Source organism: Nitrosomonas sp. Is37, assembly GCF_033063275.1.
Classification (GTDB): domain Bacteria; phylum Pseudomonadota; class Gammaproteobacteria; order Burkholderiales; family Nitrosomonadaceae; genus Nitrosomonas.
Genome location: NZ_JAWJYP010000005.1, coordinates 103,157 through 121,385, shown reverse-complemented (window position 1 = coordinate 121,385; position 18,229 = coordinate 103,157). Strand labels below are relative to the sequence as shown.

Annotated in this window: 14 protein-coding genes; 4 read left to right on the top strand and 10 right to left on the bottom strand. The window is 42.9% G+C overall.

What is annotated here, in order from left to right; all coding sequences use genetic code 11:
- Positions 1 to 34: 34 nt before the first annotated feature.
- From rnc to rpoE, 8 genes are all read right to left on the bottom strand, one after another.
- Positions 35 to 754: a ribonuclease III gene (rnc, locus tag R2Q26_RS04010; protein ID WP_317535080.1), complete on the bottom strand. Its 720-nt coding sequence runs from the start codon at positions 752 to 754 to the stop codon at positions 35 to 37.
- The gene (locus tag R2Q26_RS04005; protein WP_317535079.1) at positions 751 to 1,113 is read right to left on the bottom strand and encodes a DUF4845 domain-containing protein; all 363 of its coding nucleotides are present in this window, start codon (positions 1,111 to 1,113) and stop codon (positions 751 to 753) included. The genes rnc and R2Q26_RS04005 overlap by 4 nt, the downstream gene beginning before the upstream one ends.
- A 39-nt stretch (positions 1,114 to 1,152) precedes the next feature.
- Positions 1,153 to 1,956 carry a signal peptidase I gene (lepB, locus tag R2Q26_RS04000; protein WP_090566312.1) on the bottom strand — a complete coding sequence of 268 codons (804 nt, stop codon included), beginning with the start codon at positions 1,954 to 1,956 and terminating at the stop codon, positions 1,153 to 1,155.
- Positions 1,957 to 2,058: 102 nt separating this feature from the next.
- Complete coding sequence (gene lepA, locus R2Q26_RS03995) at positions 2,059 to 3,849, bottom strand: translation elongation factor 4 (protein WP_317535078.1); 1,791 nt, start codon at positions 3,847 to 3,849, stop codon at positions 2,059 to 2,061.
- A 104-nt stretch (positions 3,850 to 3,953) separates the two neighbouring features.
- Positions 3,954 to 4,211 (bottom strand): glutaredoxin family protein, encoded by a 258-nt coding sequence (locus R2Q26_RS03990; RefSeq protein ID WP_317535077.1) that lies wholly within the window; start codon positions 4,209 to 4,211, stop codon positions 3,954 to 3,956.
- 23 nt (positions 4,212 to 4,234) lie between these two features.
- Positions 4,235 to 5,629, bottom strand: a complete 1,395-nt coding sequence (locus tag R2Q26_RS03985; protein WP_317535076.1) for a DegQ family serine endoprotease — start codon at positions 5,627 to 5,629, stop codon at positions 4,235 to 4,237.
- Between the two features lie 182 nt (positions 5,630 to 5,811).
- Positions 5,812 to 6,354, bottom strand: coding sequence for an RseA family anti-sigma factor (locus tag R2Q26_RS03980; RefSeq protein WP_317535075.1), 543 nt, complete (start codon positions 6,352 to 6,354; stop codon positions 5,812 to 5,814).
- A 15-nt stretch (positions 6,355 to 6,369) separates the two neighbouring features.
- Entirely contained in the window at positions 6,370 to 6,972 is a 603-nt protein-coding gene (gene rpoE / locus R2Q26_RS03975; protein WP_317535074.1) for an RNA polymerase sigma factor RpoE, read from the bottom strand.
- A 243-nt stretch (positions 6,973 to 7,215) separates the two neighbouring features.
- On the opposite strand from rpoE, the gene nadB reads away from it, so the two are divergent.
- The 4 genes from nadB to R2Q26_RS03955 all read left to right on the top strand — a co-directional run bounded on the left by nadB (position 7,216) and on the right by R2Q26_RS03955 (position 12,483).
- On the top strand, positions 7,216 to 8,817 hold the full coding sequence (nadB, locus tag R2Q26_RS03970) for an L-aspartate oxidase (RefSeq protein WP_317535073.1): 1,602 nt from the start codon (positions 7,216 to 7,218) through the stop codon (positions 8,815 to 8,817).
- Positions 8,818 to 9,030: 213 nt separating this feature from the next.
- A complete protein-coding gene (locus tag R2Q26_RS03965) occupies positions 9,031 to 10,530 on the top strand; it encodes a HAMP domain-containing sensor histidine kinase (RefSeq protein WP_317535072.1) in 1,500 nt (499 codons plus the stop codon).
- Positions 10,527 to 11,093, top strand: coding sequence for a hypothetical protein (locus R2Q26_RS03960; protein WP_317535071.1), 567 nt, complete (start codon positions 10,527 to 10,529; stop codon positions 11,091 to 11,093). The genes R2Q26_RS03965 and R2Q26_RS03960 overlap by 4 nt, the downstream gene beginning before the upstream one ends.
- A 10-nt stretch (positions 11,094 to 11,103) precedes the next feature.
- On the top strand, positions 11,104 to 12,483 hold the full coding sequence (locus R2Q26_RS03955) for a sigma 54-interacting transcriptional regulator (protein ID WP_317535070.1): 1,380 nt from the start codon (positions 11,104 to 11,106) through the stop codon (positions 12,481 to 12,483).
- A 374-nt stretch (positions 12,484 to 12,857) separates the two neighbouring features.
- Here R2Q26_RS03955 and R2Q26_RS03950 read toward each other — a convergent pair whose 3' ends face one another.
- On the bottom strand, positions 12,858 to 14,108 hold the full coding sequence (locus R2Q26_RS03950; RefSeq protein WP_317535069.1) for a ChaN family lipoprotein: 1,251 nt from the start codon (positions 14,106 to 14,108) through the stop codon (positions 12,858 to 12,860).
- Between the two features lie 94 nt (positions 14,109 to 14,202).
- The gene (gene purL, locus R2Q26_RS03945; RefSeq protein ID WP_317535068.1) at positions 14,203 to 18,189 is read right to left on the bottom strand and encodes a phosphoribosylformylglycinamidine synthase; all 3,987 of its coding nucleotides are present in this window, start codon (positions 18,187 to 18,189) and stop codon (positions 14,203 to 14,205) included.
- Between the last annotated feature and the right edge of the window lie 40 nt (positions 18,190 to 18,229).

Here is an 18,229-nt window from a genome sequence, read left to right as displayed (position 1 = left end):
TAGACGCTCTCAGTAATCGAAGCATTTGGATCCATTAGCTATGAATGATCAATTCATATGCCTGTTTTGCAGCATCCTGCTCAGCCCTGCGGCGGCTTGTTCCTTCGCCTATAGTTCGGATATTAAGCTTTGGAATGACACATTCCACTTTAAATTTCTGCCGATGTGCTTCTCCGCTCGTAGCGATGACAGTATATTCCGGCAGGGCGGCCTTGCGACTCTGCAGATATTCCTGCAGCATCGTCTTGGGATCCTTACCCAAGGTTTCAAGATCTAAATTTTGTAATAATGGCTTGTAAAGATTGTTAACAAAATTTTCGACTTCAAGGAATCCCCCTTCCAGGTAAATGGCGCCTATCAGCGCTTCCAGCGTGTTAGCAAGAATAGATGGGCGGTAATGCCCCCCACTTTTTCGTTCTCCTTCACCTAGCCTGATTAAATCACCTAACCTAAGTACCGATGCAAGCTCAAATAACGCATGTTGATTGACAAGATTAGCGCGTAGCCTTGATAAATTTCCTTCTGGTAACAGTGGAAACTGTTTGAACAGTAAGGCAGATACCGCACAATTCAACGCGCTATCTCCAAGGAACTCAAGGCGCTCATTATGCGGGTAACCAAAGCTGCGATGTGTTAATGCTTCTTGCAATAATTCCGGTTGCTTAAAAACATAGCCAATTTTGAGAAAGAAATTGCTTTGATTTTTTAATGGAAAGTTTTGTAGTCGGGGAGTATTTAAGCTATGTGGGTTCATCGATTGCTTGCGGCAGTAAAATCAATATATAAAGAAATATTAGCAAATAAAGGTATTTTAACAGGATAGCTTACGCTCAAAACTGTTTGTCCGCCTACTTTACTAATTTGAATGTCGCGACTATTCACAGCGGTAATTTGATCGATAACTGCACGCTTACTGAACAATTGGCGTATTTCCCCTGGATGAGCATCCTGCAAGCTTGGGTCACTGGCTATGGCAACTAATGCCCGCTTAATTGCAGCATATTCTATGTAGGATGGAATCAATTTCATTCCTAGAAGAGCAGACATAACGATCACCGCTGACCAGATTAACAATCCAGAAAGACTGATACCTTGCTGTTTTTTTCTCATCATATGACGCATCTTCCCACTCCAAATTCCATTCTGCATTCACTATTTTATTGACAAGCCGATTCGACTTAAGTCACTAAAATTCCACCAAACCATAAATGCTTTTCCTACAATATTTTTCTCTGGAACAAATCCCCAATAGCGACTATCGCTACTACCATCACGATTATCACCTAACGTAAAATAATTTCCTTCCGGCACCTTACAAGTAAATCCCGTTTTATCGAAAGCACAATTCTCTCTGAAGGGAAAATAATGTATGCTGGATAACAGCATATTGGGCATTTCTTGATTGATCAGTATGTTATAGCTTTTATCGCCTATCAATTCCTTGAAACGCTGGGTGTATACATAAGCCAGTCCTGATTCAATATATTTATAATCTCCATCCAATTCCCTTTCCACTGGCACACCATTAATGCTGAGTTTCTTATTACGATAAGTAACAATGTCTCCAGGTAAACCAATCACTCGCTTAATATAATCTATCGAAGGGTCTTCCGGATAACGAAATACCATGACCTCTCCGCGTTTGGGGTGATTCATTTCAATGACCTTTTGATTGATAACGGGCAACCTGATCCCATAGGTAAACTTGTTTACCAGAATAAAATCTCCTACCAGTAAGGTAGGTATCATCGAGCCCGAAGGTATTTTGAAAGGTTCAACTAGAAAAGAACGAAGACAGAAAACAATCAGAATGATAGGAAAAAAACTTTTGGGATATTCCACCCACCACGGCTCTTCGATACCCTCTCCGCGCTTGCGCTTCAAAAAGAGAAAATCGAGCAACCAGATACTGCCAGTCACGATCAATAAGATGAATAATACTAAAGGAAAATTCATTTCATTTTCCCTAATGAGATACTAAGCACATAACATAATGGAAAGGATAAATATTCATGGTTATCACTCAATTAATTTAATTTTTCAGCAGCCCATAGCCCATTATTTACCAACCTGCAGAATAGCTAAAAATGCTGCCTGGGGAATCTCTACATTACCGACTCGTTTCATACGCTTTTTCCCTGCTTTCTGCTTCTCAAGCAGCTTACGTTTGCGCGTGATATCTCCACCATAACACTTGGCCAAAACATTCTTACGCAACGCTTTAACATTTTCTCTGGCCACGACATGAGCACCAATAGCTGCTTGCACTGCGATATCAAACATTTGCCGTGGAATAAGTTCACGCATTTTTTGTGCTAATTCACGTCCCCTTTGTTGGCTACTTGCACGATGCACGATTAACGACAACGCATCCACTTTTTCACTATTAATCAGTATATCGAGCTTAACCAGATCTGAGGCGCGGAATTCTTTAAATTCATAGTCCAGCGAAGCATACCCACGACTAACCGATTTTAGTTTATCAAAAAAATCCATGACAACTTCATTTAGTGGCATGTCATAAACAAGCATGACTTGCCTGCCCATATATTGCATATTTTTCTGAATACCGCGCTTGCCGGTACACAGAGACATAACGGTACCTACATATTCTTCTGGAACTAATATCGTTGTAGTAATGATGGGTTCTCGAATCTCTTCAATTTTAGAAATGTCGGGCATTTTTGATGGATTCTCAATTTCAATCACTTTCCCATCACGCAGCGCAACCTGATAAACAACTGTTGGCGCGGTGGTAATAAGATCCATATCATATTCCCGCTCCAACCTCTCCTGAACAATATCTAAATGAAGTAAACCTAGAAAACCACAACGAAAACCAAAACCGAGTGCTTGAGATGTTTCTGGTTCAAACTGTAACGATGAATCATTCAGCTGCAGCTTTTCTAATGCAGAGCGTAAAGCATCATATTGATTGGATTCAACCGGATAAAGCCCGGCAAATACCTGTGGTTTGATCTCTTTGAATCCAACCAAAGGTTCGGCGGCAGGATTATCGGCCAATGTGACAGTATCGCCTACCTTGGCTGACTTCAATTCCTTGATACCAGAGATAACGAAACCCACTTCCCCTGCGCTCAGCGAATCGCGATTTTCTGCTTTAGGTAAAAATACACCGACTTGCTCACATAGATAAGTAGCGTGGCTAGCCATGAGCATGATTTTATTGCTAGGTTTCAAGATACCGTCGACTACCCGCACCAATATGACTACACCCACATAATTATCAAACCACGAATCAATAATGAGTGCTTTCAACGGTGCGTTCGGGTTTCCTTTGGGTGCAGGAATACGGCTGACAACTGCTTCAAGCATATCCTGTATGCCTTGGCCTGTCTTAGCGCTAACATGCAAGGCATCTTTTGCCTCTATCCCGATGATATCTTCGATTTCTGCAATCACTCGATCTGGATCAGCAGCAGGCAAATCAATCTTGTTCAATACCGGTATCACCTCGACCCCTTGCTCGATCGCAGTATAGCAATTTGCTACTGTCTGAGCTTCTACTCCTTGGGAAGCATCTACTACCAATAAAGCACCTTCACAGGCAGCTAAGGAGCGGGACACTTCATAGGAGAAATCGACATGACCAGGTGTATCAATCAAATTCAGCAGAAAAGTCTGACCATTACGTGCTCGATATTTCAAAGCAACTGTTTGCGCTTTGATCGTAATGCCACGTTCACGCTCCAACTCCATAGAGTCGAGCACTTGCTCTTCCATCTCTCGATCAGATAAGCCACCACAAAACTGTATGATGCGATCAGCTAACGTGGATTTACCGTGATCTATATGGGCGATAATAGAAAAATTGCGAATGTGTTGCATTCGATTGGAATTTTAAATGTCAGTCAGGAATTTTTTGCTAGTGCTTGATGAAGATCTGCTTTATTTTCGAATAAAAAGGTCGGTTATGCTTAACCGACAGCATTCTATCGAATTTTAGCAAAATACGCATCTAATGCAGCTTCATCAAGGAAATAATGGCAGATTTCGTCTTGTCTCCCGGTTGCCGACACCAATACTGGAATTCGCTCATTATACTGACTAACCAGTTGAGGATCGCTATCGATATCAATCATTTCAAATTTAAACTCGATATGCTTCTGTAATTTTTGCAATGATGCAATCATTTCCTGGCAAAGATGGCAATCCCTTCGACCATATACAATCAGCTTCTTCCTATCCATAGAATCAAACATTATGTAGATTTTTAATTATCGAGCTTCATCGTGATGAAAGTAGTCATATCCCCTCTTTTTATCAACAGTGCAATATTCCGTCCTTTCTCCACCTTGTTAAGCAACTGATTAAACTGTTTGATCGTTCTGACGTCCTGGTTATTCAATCCGAGAATAATGTCGCCTTGGCGTATACCAGCCCGATTTGCAATGCCAGCTTGTACCTCTTCGACCAATAAGCCACTCTCTACACCCAGTTGTTTCTTTTGTTTGTCAGAGAGTTCATTCAGAGCCAATCCAAGGCGGTTTGAAGTATCAGGGGCTTTGCTTTGCTTGTGGCCGCGATCACTTTCATCTGATGGCATCTCCCCAACCAAAATAGTGAAATTCTTGGTGGCGCCGTCCCGCCAGACCTCCACCGCTACTTTAGATTTAGGTTTAGTATTTCCGACAATACGCGGCAGATCACTGGAAACAGCAATATCTTTGCCGTCAAACTTTAAAATGACATCTCTAACCTCAATGCCTGCTTTGTCTGCTGGACCATCTTTTTCTACAGAAACAATCAGTGCTCCACGTGCTTGAGACAAGCCAAAGGATTCAGCCAGTTCTTCAGTCATCTCCTGAATCATAACGCCTATTCTCCCGCGTGAAACTTTCCCATGTGCCTTAAGTTGATTAGCTATCTCTGTTGCTACATTGATCGGAATAGCGAAAGACAATCCCATAAACCCACCTGTTCGGCTATAAATCTGCGAGTTGATACCGACCACCTCCCCTCTCATATTAAAAAGAGGGCCGCCAGAATTACCGGGATTGATCGCCACATCGGTCTGGATGAAGGGGACATAGCTTTCCTGCGCAAGCGAGCGACCTTTCGCACTTACTATACCTGCAGTTACGCTATTCTCGAAACCAAAAGGAGAGCCAATTGCAATGACCCATTCCCCTACCTTGAGTTTATCTGGATCACCCTGAGTTACCACAGGCAAATCTTTCGCGTCGATCTTGATAAGCGCTACGTCAGTTTTACGATCCGTGCCAATAACCTGTGCATTAAATTCTCTTTTATCGTTTAGTCTTACAGTAATCTGATTGGCAGCTTCGACGACATGCGAATTTGTCAGGATATAGCCATCCTTACTAATAATGAAACCAGAGCCTAGCGATTTGGATTCATACTTCCTAGGACCTGAGAATGGATGCATATATCTGCGAAAGAACTCGAAGAAAGGAGAGTCTTCAGGAATATTAGGAATTTCTGGAAGCATCTGACTTCCTGGAATCTGTTGTGTTTGTACTGTACTAATATTTACAACTGCTTCTCCATATTGCTCAACTAGACCTGTAAAATCAGGTAACTCCTTTGAATGCACGAAACCGATCGAGGAAATTACCAGGCAGCACAGTAAAACAATTTTTTGCATATTTTTTCTTGATAAAAAGAATGGGTAAAATACCGAAAACATAATAATCAAATAGAAACGCAATTAAATCTTACAAATAACGATAGTAGTCATTTGCTTGATCGAAAGCTCTTATTGATTCGATCAAGCAAATAACCTGCTGGCATCTATAAAATTTCAATCCTGGAGATTTATCACATACCTTACCTAGATTTTTCTTCCCTGCCTTCAACCTGATGTACACTCGTTACTGGCACCTGTATCTTCATATGAGGTGAAAATTCTCTATGAATCAATAAATAATCACCGGGTTGGTAAGGCATAAATGGAAGTGTAAAGGCTGGGGAGGGTTGGAAAGTAACAGGATGATCAACTTGAACAACGGCCTTATTATTCACTTTTTCCGCAACACGTGTTCCTTGCGGAGCATCTTCTATTTGCATCACTAACCATCCACTTACCAAGGCAGCACAGGATGCAGCAGCTGAAAGAGTAATGAATTTTCGTTTGTGTGCTTGTGATGCACGCGGCATAAATAAGGTCGGTTCGCTTACTAAGCGTTCACTCACTCGACTCGACACATTAATGCGGAATGATGCTGTAGGTTGTCGCAGGGTTTCACTGATCACATGATATGCTTCCCAATCATTCAATAAATCATTATTTTTCTTTAACTCTGTGATTACTTCATCGGCATCCACCGAACCCAATTCACCATCTATCAGTTCTGATATTTTATTTTTCATAAAACCACCCCTTCATTACCACCTTTTGTCTTTACCTGTTCCTAATAAAGGCCGCAGTTTTTCAGCTATGGCCTCACGTGCACGAAATATACGAGAACGAACTGTTCCAATGGGGCAATTCATAATACTCGCAATTTCTTCATAACTTAAACCTTCAATTTCCCTCAGAACAATCGCAGTCCTTAATTCCTCAGGTAATGCATCTAATGATTGATTAACCGTTTGAGCAATTTGTTTACTCATCAGTTCACTTTCAGGAGTACTTATTTCTCGTAATCTACCTGCTTCTTCAAAATTCTCTGCCTCTTCATTATCAAACTCACTAACAGTCGTGGGCACTTTTCTTCCTTGGGATACAAGAAAATTTTTGGCTGTATTGATACCGATGCGATATAGCCAAGTATAAAAGGCACTTTCACCACGAAATGATGGTAATGCACGATATGCCTTAATAAAAGTTTCTTGGGCAATATCTTCAACCTCAGCAGCATCACGAATAAATTGTGATAATAAACGTGCCAGCTTTCTCTGATATTTGATCACTAGTAAATCAAAAGCATGCTTATCACCATGCTGCACGCGTTCAACCAATTGTTGATCGATTTCACGATCACCCATGCGTCCTTTCCCCGAAATTAAAAATAGATAACTTTTGATGCAGCCACTTAAATTTTAAATTGAGCACCCAACAAAGTATACCTGTTCGGGGATCTGCCGTGAACTATTCGAAGTCGGATTAAAGACAATAAAGTATCCAGATTAGTTCACTACTTTTATTCAATAAGAGTTTCAACGAAACTTTAGTTATTGAGTTATGATTAATAAAATAGCTTCAGTTTACAAATAAATTAAAACTAATCAATGCAACAATATCATTTTGATACACTGATTATCGGTAGTGGCTTAGCTGGGCTTACGCTCGCCCTCAATCTAGCACAAAATCAGAAAGTAGCTATTGTCACTAAACGATCATTACATGATAGCTCCAGTACTTGGGCTCAAGGCGGGATTGCTGCAGTACTTTCAATGGAAGACTCCTCTGACGCTCATATCCGCGACACATTAGTTGCCGGCGCCGGCTTATGTGATGAGGAAATCACACGCTATGTAGTCGAAAATGGACCGCAAGCTATCAGATGGCTCATTTCTCAAGGAGTCAACTTTACACGCGATAACAATAACGAAACCGGTTATCACCTTACACAAGAAGGTGGGCATAGTGTGCGTCGAGTTATCCACACCAATGATGCCACCGGTAAAGCAGTGCAATCTACGCTCAGCAAAAAAATTTGCACACATCCTAATATCGTCATACTCGAGCATCATATTGCAGTTGATCTGATCACAAGTTCTAAATTACCCCATTATTCTGATAAGCAGAATGCCCGATGCTATGGCGCTTATGTATTGGATATCAAAGCAGATAAGATACACACCATTTCTGCCCACAACACGGTATTAGCAACAGGAGGGGCCGGTAAAGTCTATCTCTATACAACCAATCCCGATACTGCCACAGGTGACGGCATTGCCATGGGATGGCGTGCAGGTTGCACGATAGCCAATATGGAATTCATCCAATTTCACCCTACCTGCCTTTATCACCCACATGCTAAATCTTTTCTAATTAGTGAAGCCGTTAGAGGTGAAGGCGGATTATTAAAGCTTCCTAATGGCGAACGCTTTATGCCCCGGCATGATGAACGCGCGGAACTTGCACCACGCGATATTGTGGCACGTGCTATTGATTTTGAAATGAAAAAAAGAGGCCTTGACTGCGTATATCTGGATATTTCTCATAAATCACCAGATTTTCTCAAGCAGCATTTCCCTACTATTTATGCTCGATGCCACGAATTAGGGATTGATATCACTCGACAACCCATACCAGTCGTTCCCGCTGCACATTACACATGCGGCGGTATCGTTATTGACCGGAAAGGCAAAACTGATCTGGACAACTTATATGCCATAGGTGAGACCGCTCATACTGGTTTACATGGCGCTAACCGGTTAGCCAGTAATTCTTTACTAGAGTGCTTAGTATTTGGCCAGGCCGCGGCCGAGGATATTCTCAGTCAACCACCCCTGCCCCCCATCTCCCTCCCAAAATGGGATGAAAGTCGGGTAACAGATGCAGATGAGGAAATCGTCATTTCGCATAACTGGGACGAATTACGCCGCTTCATGTGGAGTTACGTGGGAATCGTACGAACCAACAAGCGCTTGCAACGTGCTCAAAACCGCATAAACCTGCTACGGGAGGAAATCAATGAGTACTATACTAATTTTCGTGTGACAGGTGATTTGTTAGAACTACGTAACCTGGTTACAACCGCTGATTTGATTGTGCAAAGCGCCATGTTACGCCATGAAAGCCGTGGCTTGCACTACAGTCTTAATTATCCAGCCATGTTACCGCAAGTCCAGAATACTATCTTGAGACGAAAAGAAAGAATTTGAATTGGCTTCAAAAAATTCGGCACCAATATAGACACAACAAACCCAGAGTCTGTCGTTTATTTCTAATACGTTCATCAGAAAGTTTTTTCCCTTGCCGGTATAGCCGGTATAATGGGTTGTAGTCCAAAGATCCCCACATCTTTATTTTTATAAAATAAACACAGTCAGACTGTAGATAAGATAATAAAAAGGATAGATGTAGTGAGAAGTACGATGGATTCTGTTACGGCAGAAACGGATGATAAATTGGATGTTACCCCTCAAACAGAACTACGTCACAACCCCAAGTCATTTCTTAAATTGATCTTGCTTGGCTTTTCGATAGTAGGGTTACCATTAATCGCTGCGCTAATCTACAGCGCCATACGTATCGATCAGCTTGCCGACCAAAGCCGTAAAACTATCTATCAGGCAACGCAAATTAATCATGGCAGCAGTATCCTGATTGATGAAATTATCGTGATGGAGCGAAGCGTACAACACGCGCACATCCTGGAAGATATATCCTTACTGGAGGGTTACTTCCAAGCGCACACCAATTTTGAAAAAACGGTGATAAAGCTTGCTGAAGTTTCTCCCTACCTTGAACAACAGCTTTTATTGGAGAAACTACAATTATTAGAGACAACGATTTTTCGTGAAATATTAACTTTATATAATACTCCTCAGAATCTTCGAGATTTACTCGACCAATTTGCTGATCTGCTTATCCTTGCGCAGAATTTTTCTACAGAAAATTATCGGCTAATTGGACAGAAAGTAAATGAAATAAGCGAGATGGCTTTACGTGCTCGCACTTTGGTAAAGTGGGAATTACTCATTCTGATTCCATTTGTTATTTTGTTAGCACTTGTTTTCTCAGTATTCATAGTACGTCCACTTCGTCAGCTTGACGAAGCAATTTATAGTATGGGACAAGGTAAATTATCTAAAGCAGTACGAATTACTGGTCCAGAAAATTTGAAATACTTAGGTTCTCGGCTGGACTGGATGCGTCGCCGCTTGCTTAAATTGGAAGAACAGAAAATTCAGTTTTTACGACATGTTTCCCATGAACTTAAAACACCCCTCACCGCTATTCGTGAGGGTGCTAACCTCCTTGCAGAAGGAGTAACTGGCGATCTTAATATAAAACAGCAACAAATTGCCGATATACTTCACACAAGCAGTATCCAATTGCAGAAACGTATCGAAGATTTATTAAGTTTTAGCGCTCTTCAGGCAGATAAAGCGGCACTTATCAAACAGCGTACAAATCTAGCTCATATCATCAACACTGTTTTGAAAGATCAGAATCTGTCTATCATGAGCAGAAAAATAAAAATCGATTTGACATGTCCAGATCTCATACTCGAATGTGACAAACAGAGAGTTGGCATTATTATTGATAATCTTTTATCAAACGCCATAAAATTCTCTCCACAAGAAAGTTGCATTAAGATCTCTGCGATACAAATAGATCAAGCTATCCAACTCGATATCATTGACAATGGTAGCGGTATTGATATCACTGATGTGGATAAAATATTTGAGCCCTTTTATCGGGGACGTAGCAAACCTAATAGCCATATCAGAGGAACCGGGCTTGGATTGTCGATTGCCAGGGAATACGCACTTGCCCACGGTGGGAATATTGAACTTGTTAAACATGGCGGTCAGGGAGCGCATTTCCGCCTAACTTTGCCTATTCAAGATCCTGAGGTCCAGTCATGAGTATTGTTTCCAAGTCGTTATTACTTCTAATATTTTCTGTTGTATTAATTGGATGTACAATAACGCCTACCCATCAATCATCAGACTCTTTAAATACACAAATTCCTCAACAAGATGAATTGGATCAATACCACAGTTTAGATGAATTGATGTTGTATTATGACCAGCTGCAGAAAAAGAATGCTACTCAATTGGCCTCAGAATACAACCATGCCAAGAAACACTTTAAAAATAACCCTGATGCTGAAAGTCGTCTTAAATACATCTTACTCATCAGTTTACCTAAAACATCTTTTACAAATATCCAGACTGCGCTCAATTTACTAAATAATTGGCCACAAGATATTACAATGTCGACTAACTTAGCTAATTTCAGGAAATTATTAATATCTCTACTCAGAGAGCAGCAAATTGCAAGAACCGATGCGAGAAATTTATCGCAAAAATTAAAAGCATCGGATGAGCAAGCGCAAGCATTGGAAGAATACGCTCAGACCTTGAAAAATAGGATAGACGCTATAAAAAATATGGAAAAGCAACCAATCCGTAGAATAACACCTTGAATAAAATATTATGATCCAGCCTAAAAAAATCTTACTTGTCGATGACGACTCAGACCTTCTTGAATTACTCTCGATACGTTTGACGGCTGCAGGATTTGAAACCATCGTAGCTACCAGCGCAGAAGCAGCATTAAACTGTCTGGATATCTCACGCCCCCATCTCGTCATCAGTGACATGCAAATGAGTGGGATGGACGGTATGGCATTGTTTGAACATATTCATCACGCCAATCCAACGCTACCGGTCATTATTCTGACAGCCTATGGCACGATTCCAGATGCCGTCACCGCAGTTCAGCGTGGTATTTTTGGTTACCTCACCAAGCCTTATGATCCAAAAACCTTGCTCGATCAAATTGATCAGGCACTTAGACTTACGTGCAATAACGTAAATAGCGAACCCTATGAAGCATCCCAAGCTGAATGGCGTAAAAATATCATTACCCAAAATGCTGAAATGGAAGATATTCTGACCAAAGTGGAACGCGTTGCGGAAGGGAATGCGAGTGTATTACTTCTTGGAGAAAGTGGTGTTGGCAAAGAATTATTTGCACGCGCTATTCATCAAGCATCCAAGCGCTGTAGCCAATCCTTTGTGACCATCAATTGCGCAGCCATTCCTGAGCAATTACTGGAATCAGAGCTATTTGGACATGCCAAAGGGGCTTTTACAGGCGCTATCCGTGACCATAAAGGCTTATTTCAATTAGCCGAAGGTGGCACATTATTCCTTGATGAAATTGGTGACATGCCGCTGCTGCTACAAGTAAAGTTACTGCATGCATTGCAAGAAAGGGTAATTAGACCCGTCGGGTCTACGCAGCAAATCCCGATTGACGTCCGGATTATTTCTGCAACCCACCGTGATCTCAAAGCTGAGATCACGGCAGGGAATTTTCGTGAAGATCTGTATTATCGACTCTATGTGGTCGGTTTAACGATTCCTTCGCTAACTCAGCGCCGTGAAGATATTCCCTTACTGGCCAATCATTTTCTTCGTACTTTTGCCGAAAAATACGAAAAAGAAATTAATGGATTCTCGCCAGAAGCAATCAATTTTTTGCTCAGCGCTTCCTGGCCGGGTAATGTTCGACAATTAATGAATATAATAGAACAAAGCGTTGTCCTGAGTGCGAACCCTCTCATTTCACATCAGCTGGTCTATGATGCGATGCATAAGGAAGAAGCGCAGCTCGTATCATTTGAAGAAGCGCGCAAACAGTTTGAAAGAGATTATCTGGTACGTTTACTAAAAATTACTGAAGGCAATGTGACGCAAGCAGCCAAATTGGCCAAACGCAATCGGACAGAATTTTACAAACTTCTTCAAAGACATCAACTTGACTTTACTCTTTATAAACAAAAAGAAAAAAGCAAAGGGCTTTGTTAAGTGTTCTCTGAAAAGATATCACAAAATCAAATTAGCAAAGGAGCTGTGTCATGGTCAATCACGTTGGCATAAAAAAATCATGGCTGCCTATAATCTATAACCTATAGCATAGCGCCCATAATTTTCGATAACCCATGTGTATAAGTGGCGGATAAATGTTAATACCAGTGTATCCTATGCGGGTGACAATGCCACAAAAAGCGCTTGGGGCGGGATTGTTTGGCGGAATCAATTGCTACTGGTGATACCATAATCTAGCCAAAGCGATTCGCTGTCATTACCATAAGAGAGCTGACTCTCAACGCAATCCTGTAAAATTATCCTACCCAGATATTTTACAGGAGCTACGAGCCAGTCTCAGTCTGATGGCTTCTTCATTTCCCTAGTGCAGGAAACTTGGCAACAATTTCAATCTCGTCATTCCCTCGCTTGATTTTCAGCGGTAACCACGTGCCCGGTGCCTGACGCTTCACCACAGCCACGATATCACCCACTTCCATCACCGATAATCCAGCGATCTCAGTGATGAGATCGCCTTCCAGCATATTGGCCGCCTCGGCAATACTCCCCTTTTCAACCTGCAGAACACGTGCTCCGCCATCCTGCAAAGCAGTCTCATAGCGAATACCCAGTCGCTGGCGCAAAGGTGTTGTTTCCGCGACGAAGGGGGAAACACCAAAAACGGCATCAGCATAACCTGCAACCAGTTGTTGACATGATTTGTTTGTATCCCATGGTAACAATGAAGTAACTTTTGTTACACCAAGATCTTTCAATTGATGGGGAACACCATAGCCATACATAATGTGACCTGATCCCATAATGCCAACAACCAGTGGGCTTTTTCCTTGAGTCTGCGTGCTGAATACCGCATGAATTTCTTGAGCCATTGCCCGGTCCCATAATTGCTGGCCAATAACAAATCGTAAGAAATCAGGATCATAACGATTATTTCTTCCCTCTTTCTTACCCTTGCGGTCATGCGCCTCGTATATGGGTAACAAAAAATCGAGATACCCAGAATTGGGAGGTGCTGGATGCGTTACCCCTTCACGCTCATTCTTAGGCACACTGTCAAAACCTTTCTCAGCTACCTGCTTTCTTAGTTGGGTATCGATATTAAGTGCCCGCATCGGGATACGATTCATGCGTGCGAAATGAAATAATGGCAGATAAAGACTGGCATCTGTTCTCCATACCGTATCCCACTCTGAAGCTTTCAGGAAAGCAGCTTCAGACAGTTCACCCGCCACCCATTGATCGAGTACTTTCTGGACCCGACGTGGGAACATTTCGAAACCAATCACCATATCGGGACGAGCAGCATACAACGCTGCCAGCATTTGTAATTGCCATAGATGGTGCTCCCGATTGACATGTGTTTCACCTAGTAAAACTACCGATTGATTTGCTGCACGCGCAATAATATCGGACAAGACGGTCTTGCCCTTGCCCGGAATAATCCAATGCGCTACCGACACACATTCTCGCGCAGAATCACTAATGGCAGATTCAGGCTTAGGGGCAGGAATAATTTGTGCTGGCAAATTTTCGGAATGCCCTACCCATGCTAACAACATTATGCTTACTAATCCGCTTCGGATGCTAACTTTCCACTTGGTCATTTTATTAATTATTCTTAAAAATATTAATGATCTAGAGAGTCACGTAATAATACCATCGGAAAACTAAAGGCAGCTCATGATTAACTTCGAACACCTACCCAACCCATTTACGCGCATTTCTGAACATCCTCATCCAGGGAGAGTCTTTTGGCCAGGTGTCCACATGCCATGAATGCTGAACGGTACGAAAAACCCGTTCAGGATGAGGCATCAGAATGGTAAATCGACCATCGATCGAGGTCATCCCAGCCATCCCTTGCGGTGAACCATTAGGATTAAATGGATATCGCTCGGTCGGCGTACCGTAGTGATCAACAAAGCGTAATGCGACATAGGATGATGCCGATTCCAATTGTAGATCACTACTGAAGGCTGCATAGCCTTCTCCATGTGCTACCTGGATAGGCAGACGACTTCCTACCATGCCATCAAAGAAGAGTGAGGGATTCTTTGGTATCTCAACCATGACAAAACGCGCTTCAAACTGCTCGGATACATTACGCTCGAAGTGCGGCCAATGATCGGTGCCTGGAATAATTTCATGCAAATTGCTCATCATCTGGCAACCATTGCATACACCCAGCGCGAAAGTATCACTACGCTCAAAAAAAGATTCAAATTCATAGCGCGCGCGCGCATTAAACAGGATAGATTTGGCCCACCCTTCGCCAGCCCCAAGCACATCTCCATAAGAAAATCCACCACATGCGACAAACCCTTTATAGTCGCCTAATGAAACGCGCCCAGTCATGATATCGCTCATATGCACATCAATAGCCTCGAATCCGGCACGATCAAAGGCAGCCGCCATTTCAACATGACCATTCACGCCTTGCTCACGCAGAATGGCCATCTTGGGTCGGATACCCGTTTGGATAAAAGGTGCCGCAATATCCTCTTCGATATCAAAAGTCAGTTCAGCACTCAAGCCAGGGTCAGAAGTATCGAGAATACGATCAAATTCTTGCTGTGCGCATGCAGGGTTGTCGCGTAGTTTCTGCATCTGGTAAGTCGTTTCTGACCAGGCACGCTGCAAGTTAACCCGTTTCTCCTGAAAAATGACTTTATTGTTACATAAAAAACAGATCTGATCCTGTTCGTTGAGACTTCCCAGAACAAAACTATCTTCACTTAGATCAGCTTCTGACAACATTTGTAGCACTGCTGCATGATGTTGTACTTTGATCTGAATCACTACCCCCAATTCTTCACTGAATAAAATCGCCATCAAGCGTTCCAGGGAACTTTCATGCAGCACCTCCGGCTTGATCTCATAACCGATATCTTTAGCCAATGGATCAAAACACAACTGGTCTAGACTGATCGTCATACCTACATGACCAGCGAAAGCCATCTCGCACAAAGTCACAAACAATCCACCATCTGAACGGTCATGATAAGCAAGGATCCGATCCGCGCGCTTCAACTCCTGTATGACCGAAAACAAACGTTTAAGCTTTTCTATTTCAGCGATACTCGATATATCTGGAGCAGCATTCCCCAATTGCCCATAAACTTGCGCCAATGCCGAACCACCCAGGCGGTTTCTCCCTCTCCCTAGATCAATCAAAATAAGCTCGGTTTCACCACAATCAGTGCGTAATTGTGGGGTGAGTGTTTTGCGAATATCACCCACTCTTGCAAAAGCAGAGATAATAAGTGAGAGGGGCGCAATAACCTCTTTTTGTTTATCGCCTTTATTTTCATTTGATTCTTGCCAGGCAGTTTTCATGGACATGGAATCCTTGCCAACCGGAATACTCATCCCTAGCTGTGAGCATAATTCCATTGCAACAGCATGAACGGCGTCATAGAGTGCAGCATCCTCTCCCGGATGCCCGGCAGCAGCCATCCAGTTAGCAGAGAGCTTGATCTCACTAAGATCGTTTATCGCAGCAGCAGCAATATTGGTAATGGCTTCTCCTACTGCCATGCGCGCAGAAGCCGCAGGATCGATCAGTGCCAGAGGCGCGCGCTCACCGAGCGCAAATGCCTCACCAAGATAGGTCTGATAACCCATGGCCGTCACTGCGACATCTGCCACCGGTATTTGCCAAGGTCCCACCATCTGATCACGCGCGGTCATTCCACCCACACTACGGTCACCAATGGTAATCAAAAATGTTTTATCTGCGACAGCAGGCAATCTTAGAACCCGATAAGCAGCTTCTTGTAAATGTATTCCTGTCAGATCAAATGGAGGAAACACTTTGGTAATATGCGATACAACACGCGTCATTTTGGGTGGTTTACCCAATAATACCGAAAGCGGCATATTGATCGGTAAGTTGCTAGATTTCTCATCAGTCACAATGAGTTGCTGCTGAATAATCGCTTCACCGACTACAGCATAAGGGCATCGCTCTCGTTCACAAATTGCCTGGAATAAAGTCAACGATTCACGTCTGATGGCGAGCACATAGCGCTCCTGCGCTTCATTACACCAAATCTGCATCGGCGACATGCTCGATTCTTCCGAAGGAATCGCCTGTAAATTAAAATGCCCCCCGCAGCCAGCTCCATGAACGAGTTCTGGCAACGCATTGGACAGCCCACCAGCGCCGACATCATGAATCGAAAGAACAGGATTAGGTTGCCCACTGCGTTCCAGCTGCCAACACCGATCGATTACTTCCTGGGCACGACGTTGCATTTCTGCATTACCACGTTGTACCGAATCAAAATCCAGGTCTTCCGTATTAGTGCCGGTATCCATACTGGAAGCTGCGCCCCCCCCCAGTCCAATCAACATGCCCGGCCCACCCAGTTGAATCAGGACGGCATCTTTTGAGAAATCTTGCTTTGCAGTATGCCGCTCAGAAATCTGCCCAATTCCTCCAGCCAGCATAATAGGCTTGTGATAGCCACGCATCTCCCCGGCAACTTGCGCTTCGAATGTTCGAAAATAACCTGCAAGATTAGGTCGGCCAAATTCATTATTGAACGCAGCACCACCGATAGGCCCAGTCAACATGATTTCCAGGGCAGAGGCAATACGGGCTGGCTTGCCATAGCCATTTTGCCCATGCAATGCTTCCCAAGGCTGAATGAAATCTGGAATACGCAAATTGGAAACAGAAAAGCCAGCTAATCCAGCTTTGGGTTTTGCGCCCCGCCCGGTCGCTCCCTCATCCCGTATTTCTCCTCCTACTCCTGTTGCGGCCCCTGGAAAAGGAGAAATTGCCGTCGGATGATTATGGGTTTCCACCTTCATGAGCAGATGGGTAGGCTCCAGTGCGTAGCCATAAGCGTTATCCTTCCCAGGACAGAAGCGATTAATCGCCGCCCCTTCGATAATGGCTGCATTATCCGCATAAGCCACAATCGTACCCTGTGGATGCTGTTGATGGGTATGACGTATCATTGAAAACAGCGATTGATTTTTTTGCTCGCCATCAATAACCCAGTCTGCGTTAAAAATTTTATGTCGACAATGTTCTGAATTTGCTTGGGCAAACATCATCAACTCGACATCAGTAGGATTACGCCTAATATCAAGAAAATAATCCAGCAGATAGTCAATTTCATCAGGAGACAAGGCCAATCCCATTGCTTGATTAGCCTTAACCAGAGCCATTCTACCTTCTTCCAGAATATTGATTTCTTTAAGCGGTGCTGGTTCGATATGATGAAATAAAACCACAGCTTCAGACAAAGAATGAAAAACCGCTTCAGTCATGCGATCATATATGATTGCCTCGATTGCACGCCTGTTCTCATCAGAAAGTGCTGTTTCATGCTGAATATAAAATGCAACACCTCGCTCTATCCTTTCAATCACATCGAGCCCACAATGATGAGCAATGTCCGTTGCCTTGGATGACCAGGGTGAAATGGTACCTGGACGCGGTAAAACCAACAAAAATACACCTTTCGCTACAGGAGATTGATGAGCTGGATCAATGTTAAGCAACTTCTGCAGAATATTCAGTTCATCCTGATTCAAATCACGTTTGGTTTCACAAAAATACCAGTATTCAGCGTCAATAGCCGAAAATTGCGGTACGATGGATTTAATCAGATCAGATAATTTTTGTAATCGAAAGTGAGATTGCGCTTTATGGCCTCGAAATTGGAGCATCGAAATAATAGTGAGTTAAACTGAGAATAATCATTTTACA

Bases quoted from the DNA above. Each gene is read 5' to 3' on its own strand.
- rnc (WP_317535080.1), bottom strand. From the start codon at position 754: ATGAACCCACATAGCTTAAATACTCCCCGACTACAAAACTTTCCATTA.
- R2Q26_RS04005 (WP_317535079.1), bottom strand. From the start codon at position 1,113: ATGATGAGAAAAAAACAGCAAGGTATCAGTCTTTCTGGATTGTTAATC.
- lepB (WP_090566312.1), bottom strand. From the start codon at position 1,956: ATGAATTTTCCTTTAGTATTATTCATCTTATTGATCGTGACTGGCAGT.
- lepA (WP_317535078.1), bottom strand. From the start codon at position 3,849: ATGCAACACATTCGCAATTTTTCTATTATCGCCCATATAGATCACGGT.
- R2Q26_RS03990 (WP_317535077.1), bottom strand. From the start codon at position 4,211: ATGGATAGGAAGAAGCTGATTGTATATGGTCGAAGGGATTGCCATCTT.
- R2Q26_RS03985 (WP_317535076.1), bottom strand. From the start codon at position 5,629: ATGCAAAAAATTGTTTTACTGTGCTGCCTGGTAATTTCCTCGATCGGT.
- R2Q26_RS03980 (WP_317535075.1), bottom strand. From the start codon at position 6,354: ATGAAAAATAAAATATCAGAACTGATAGATGGTGAATTGGGTTCGGTG.
- rpoE (WP_317535074.1), bottom strand. From the start codon at position 6,972: ATGGGTGATCGTGAAATCGATCAACAATTGGTTGAACGCGTGCAGCAT.
- nadB (WP_317535073.1), top strand. From the start codon at position 7,216: ATGCAACAATATCATTTTGATACACTGATTATCGGTAGTGGCTTAGCT.
- R2Q26_RS03965 (WP_317535072.1), top strand. From the start codon at position 9,031: ATGGATTCTGTTACGGCAGAAACGGATGATAAATTGGATGTTACCCCT.
- R2Q26_RS03960 (WP_317535071.1), top strand. From the start codon at position 10,527: ATGAGTATTGTTTCCAAGTCGTTATTACTTCTAATATTTTCTGTTGTA.
- R2Q26_RS03955 (WP_317535070.1), top strand. From the start codon at position 11,104: ATGATCCAGCCTAAAAAAATCTTACTTGTCGATGACGACTCAGACCTT.
- R2Q26_RS03950 (WP_317535069.1), bottom strand. From the start codon at position 14,108: ATGACCAAGTGGAAAGTTAGCATCCGAAGCGGATTAGTAAGCATAATG.
- purL (WP_317535068.1), bottom strand. From the start codon at position 18,189: ATGCTCCAATTTCGAGGCCATAAAGCGCAATCTCACTTTCGATTACAA.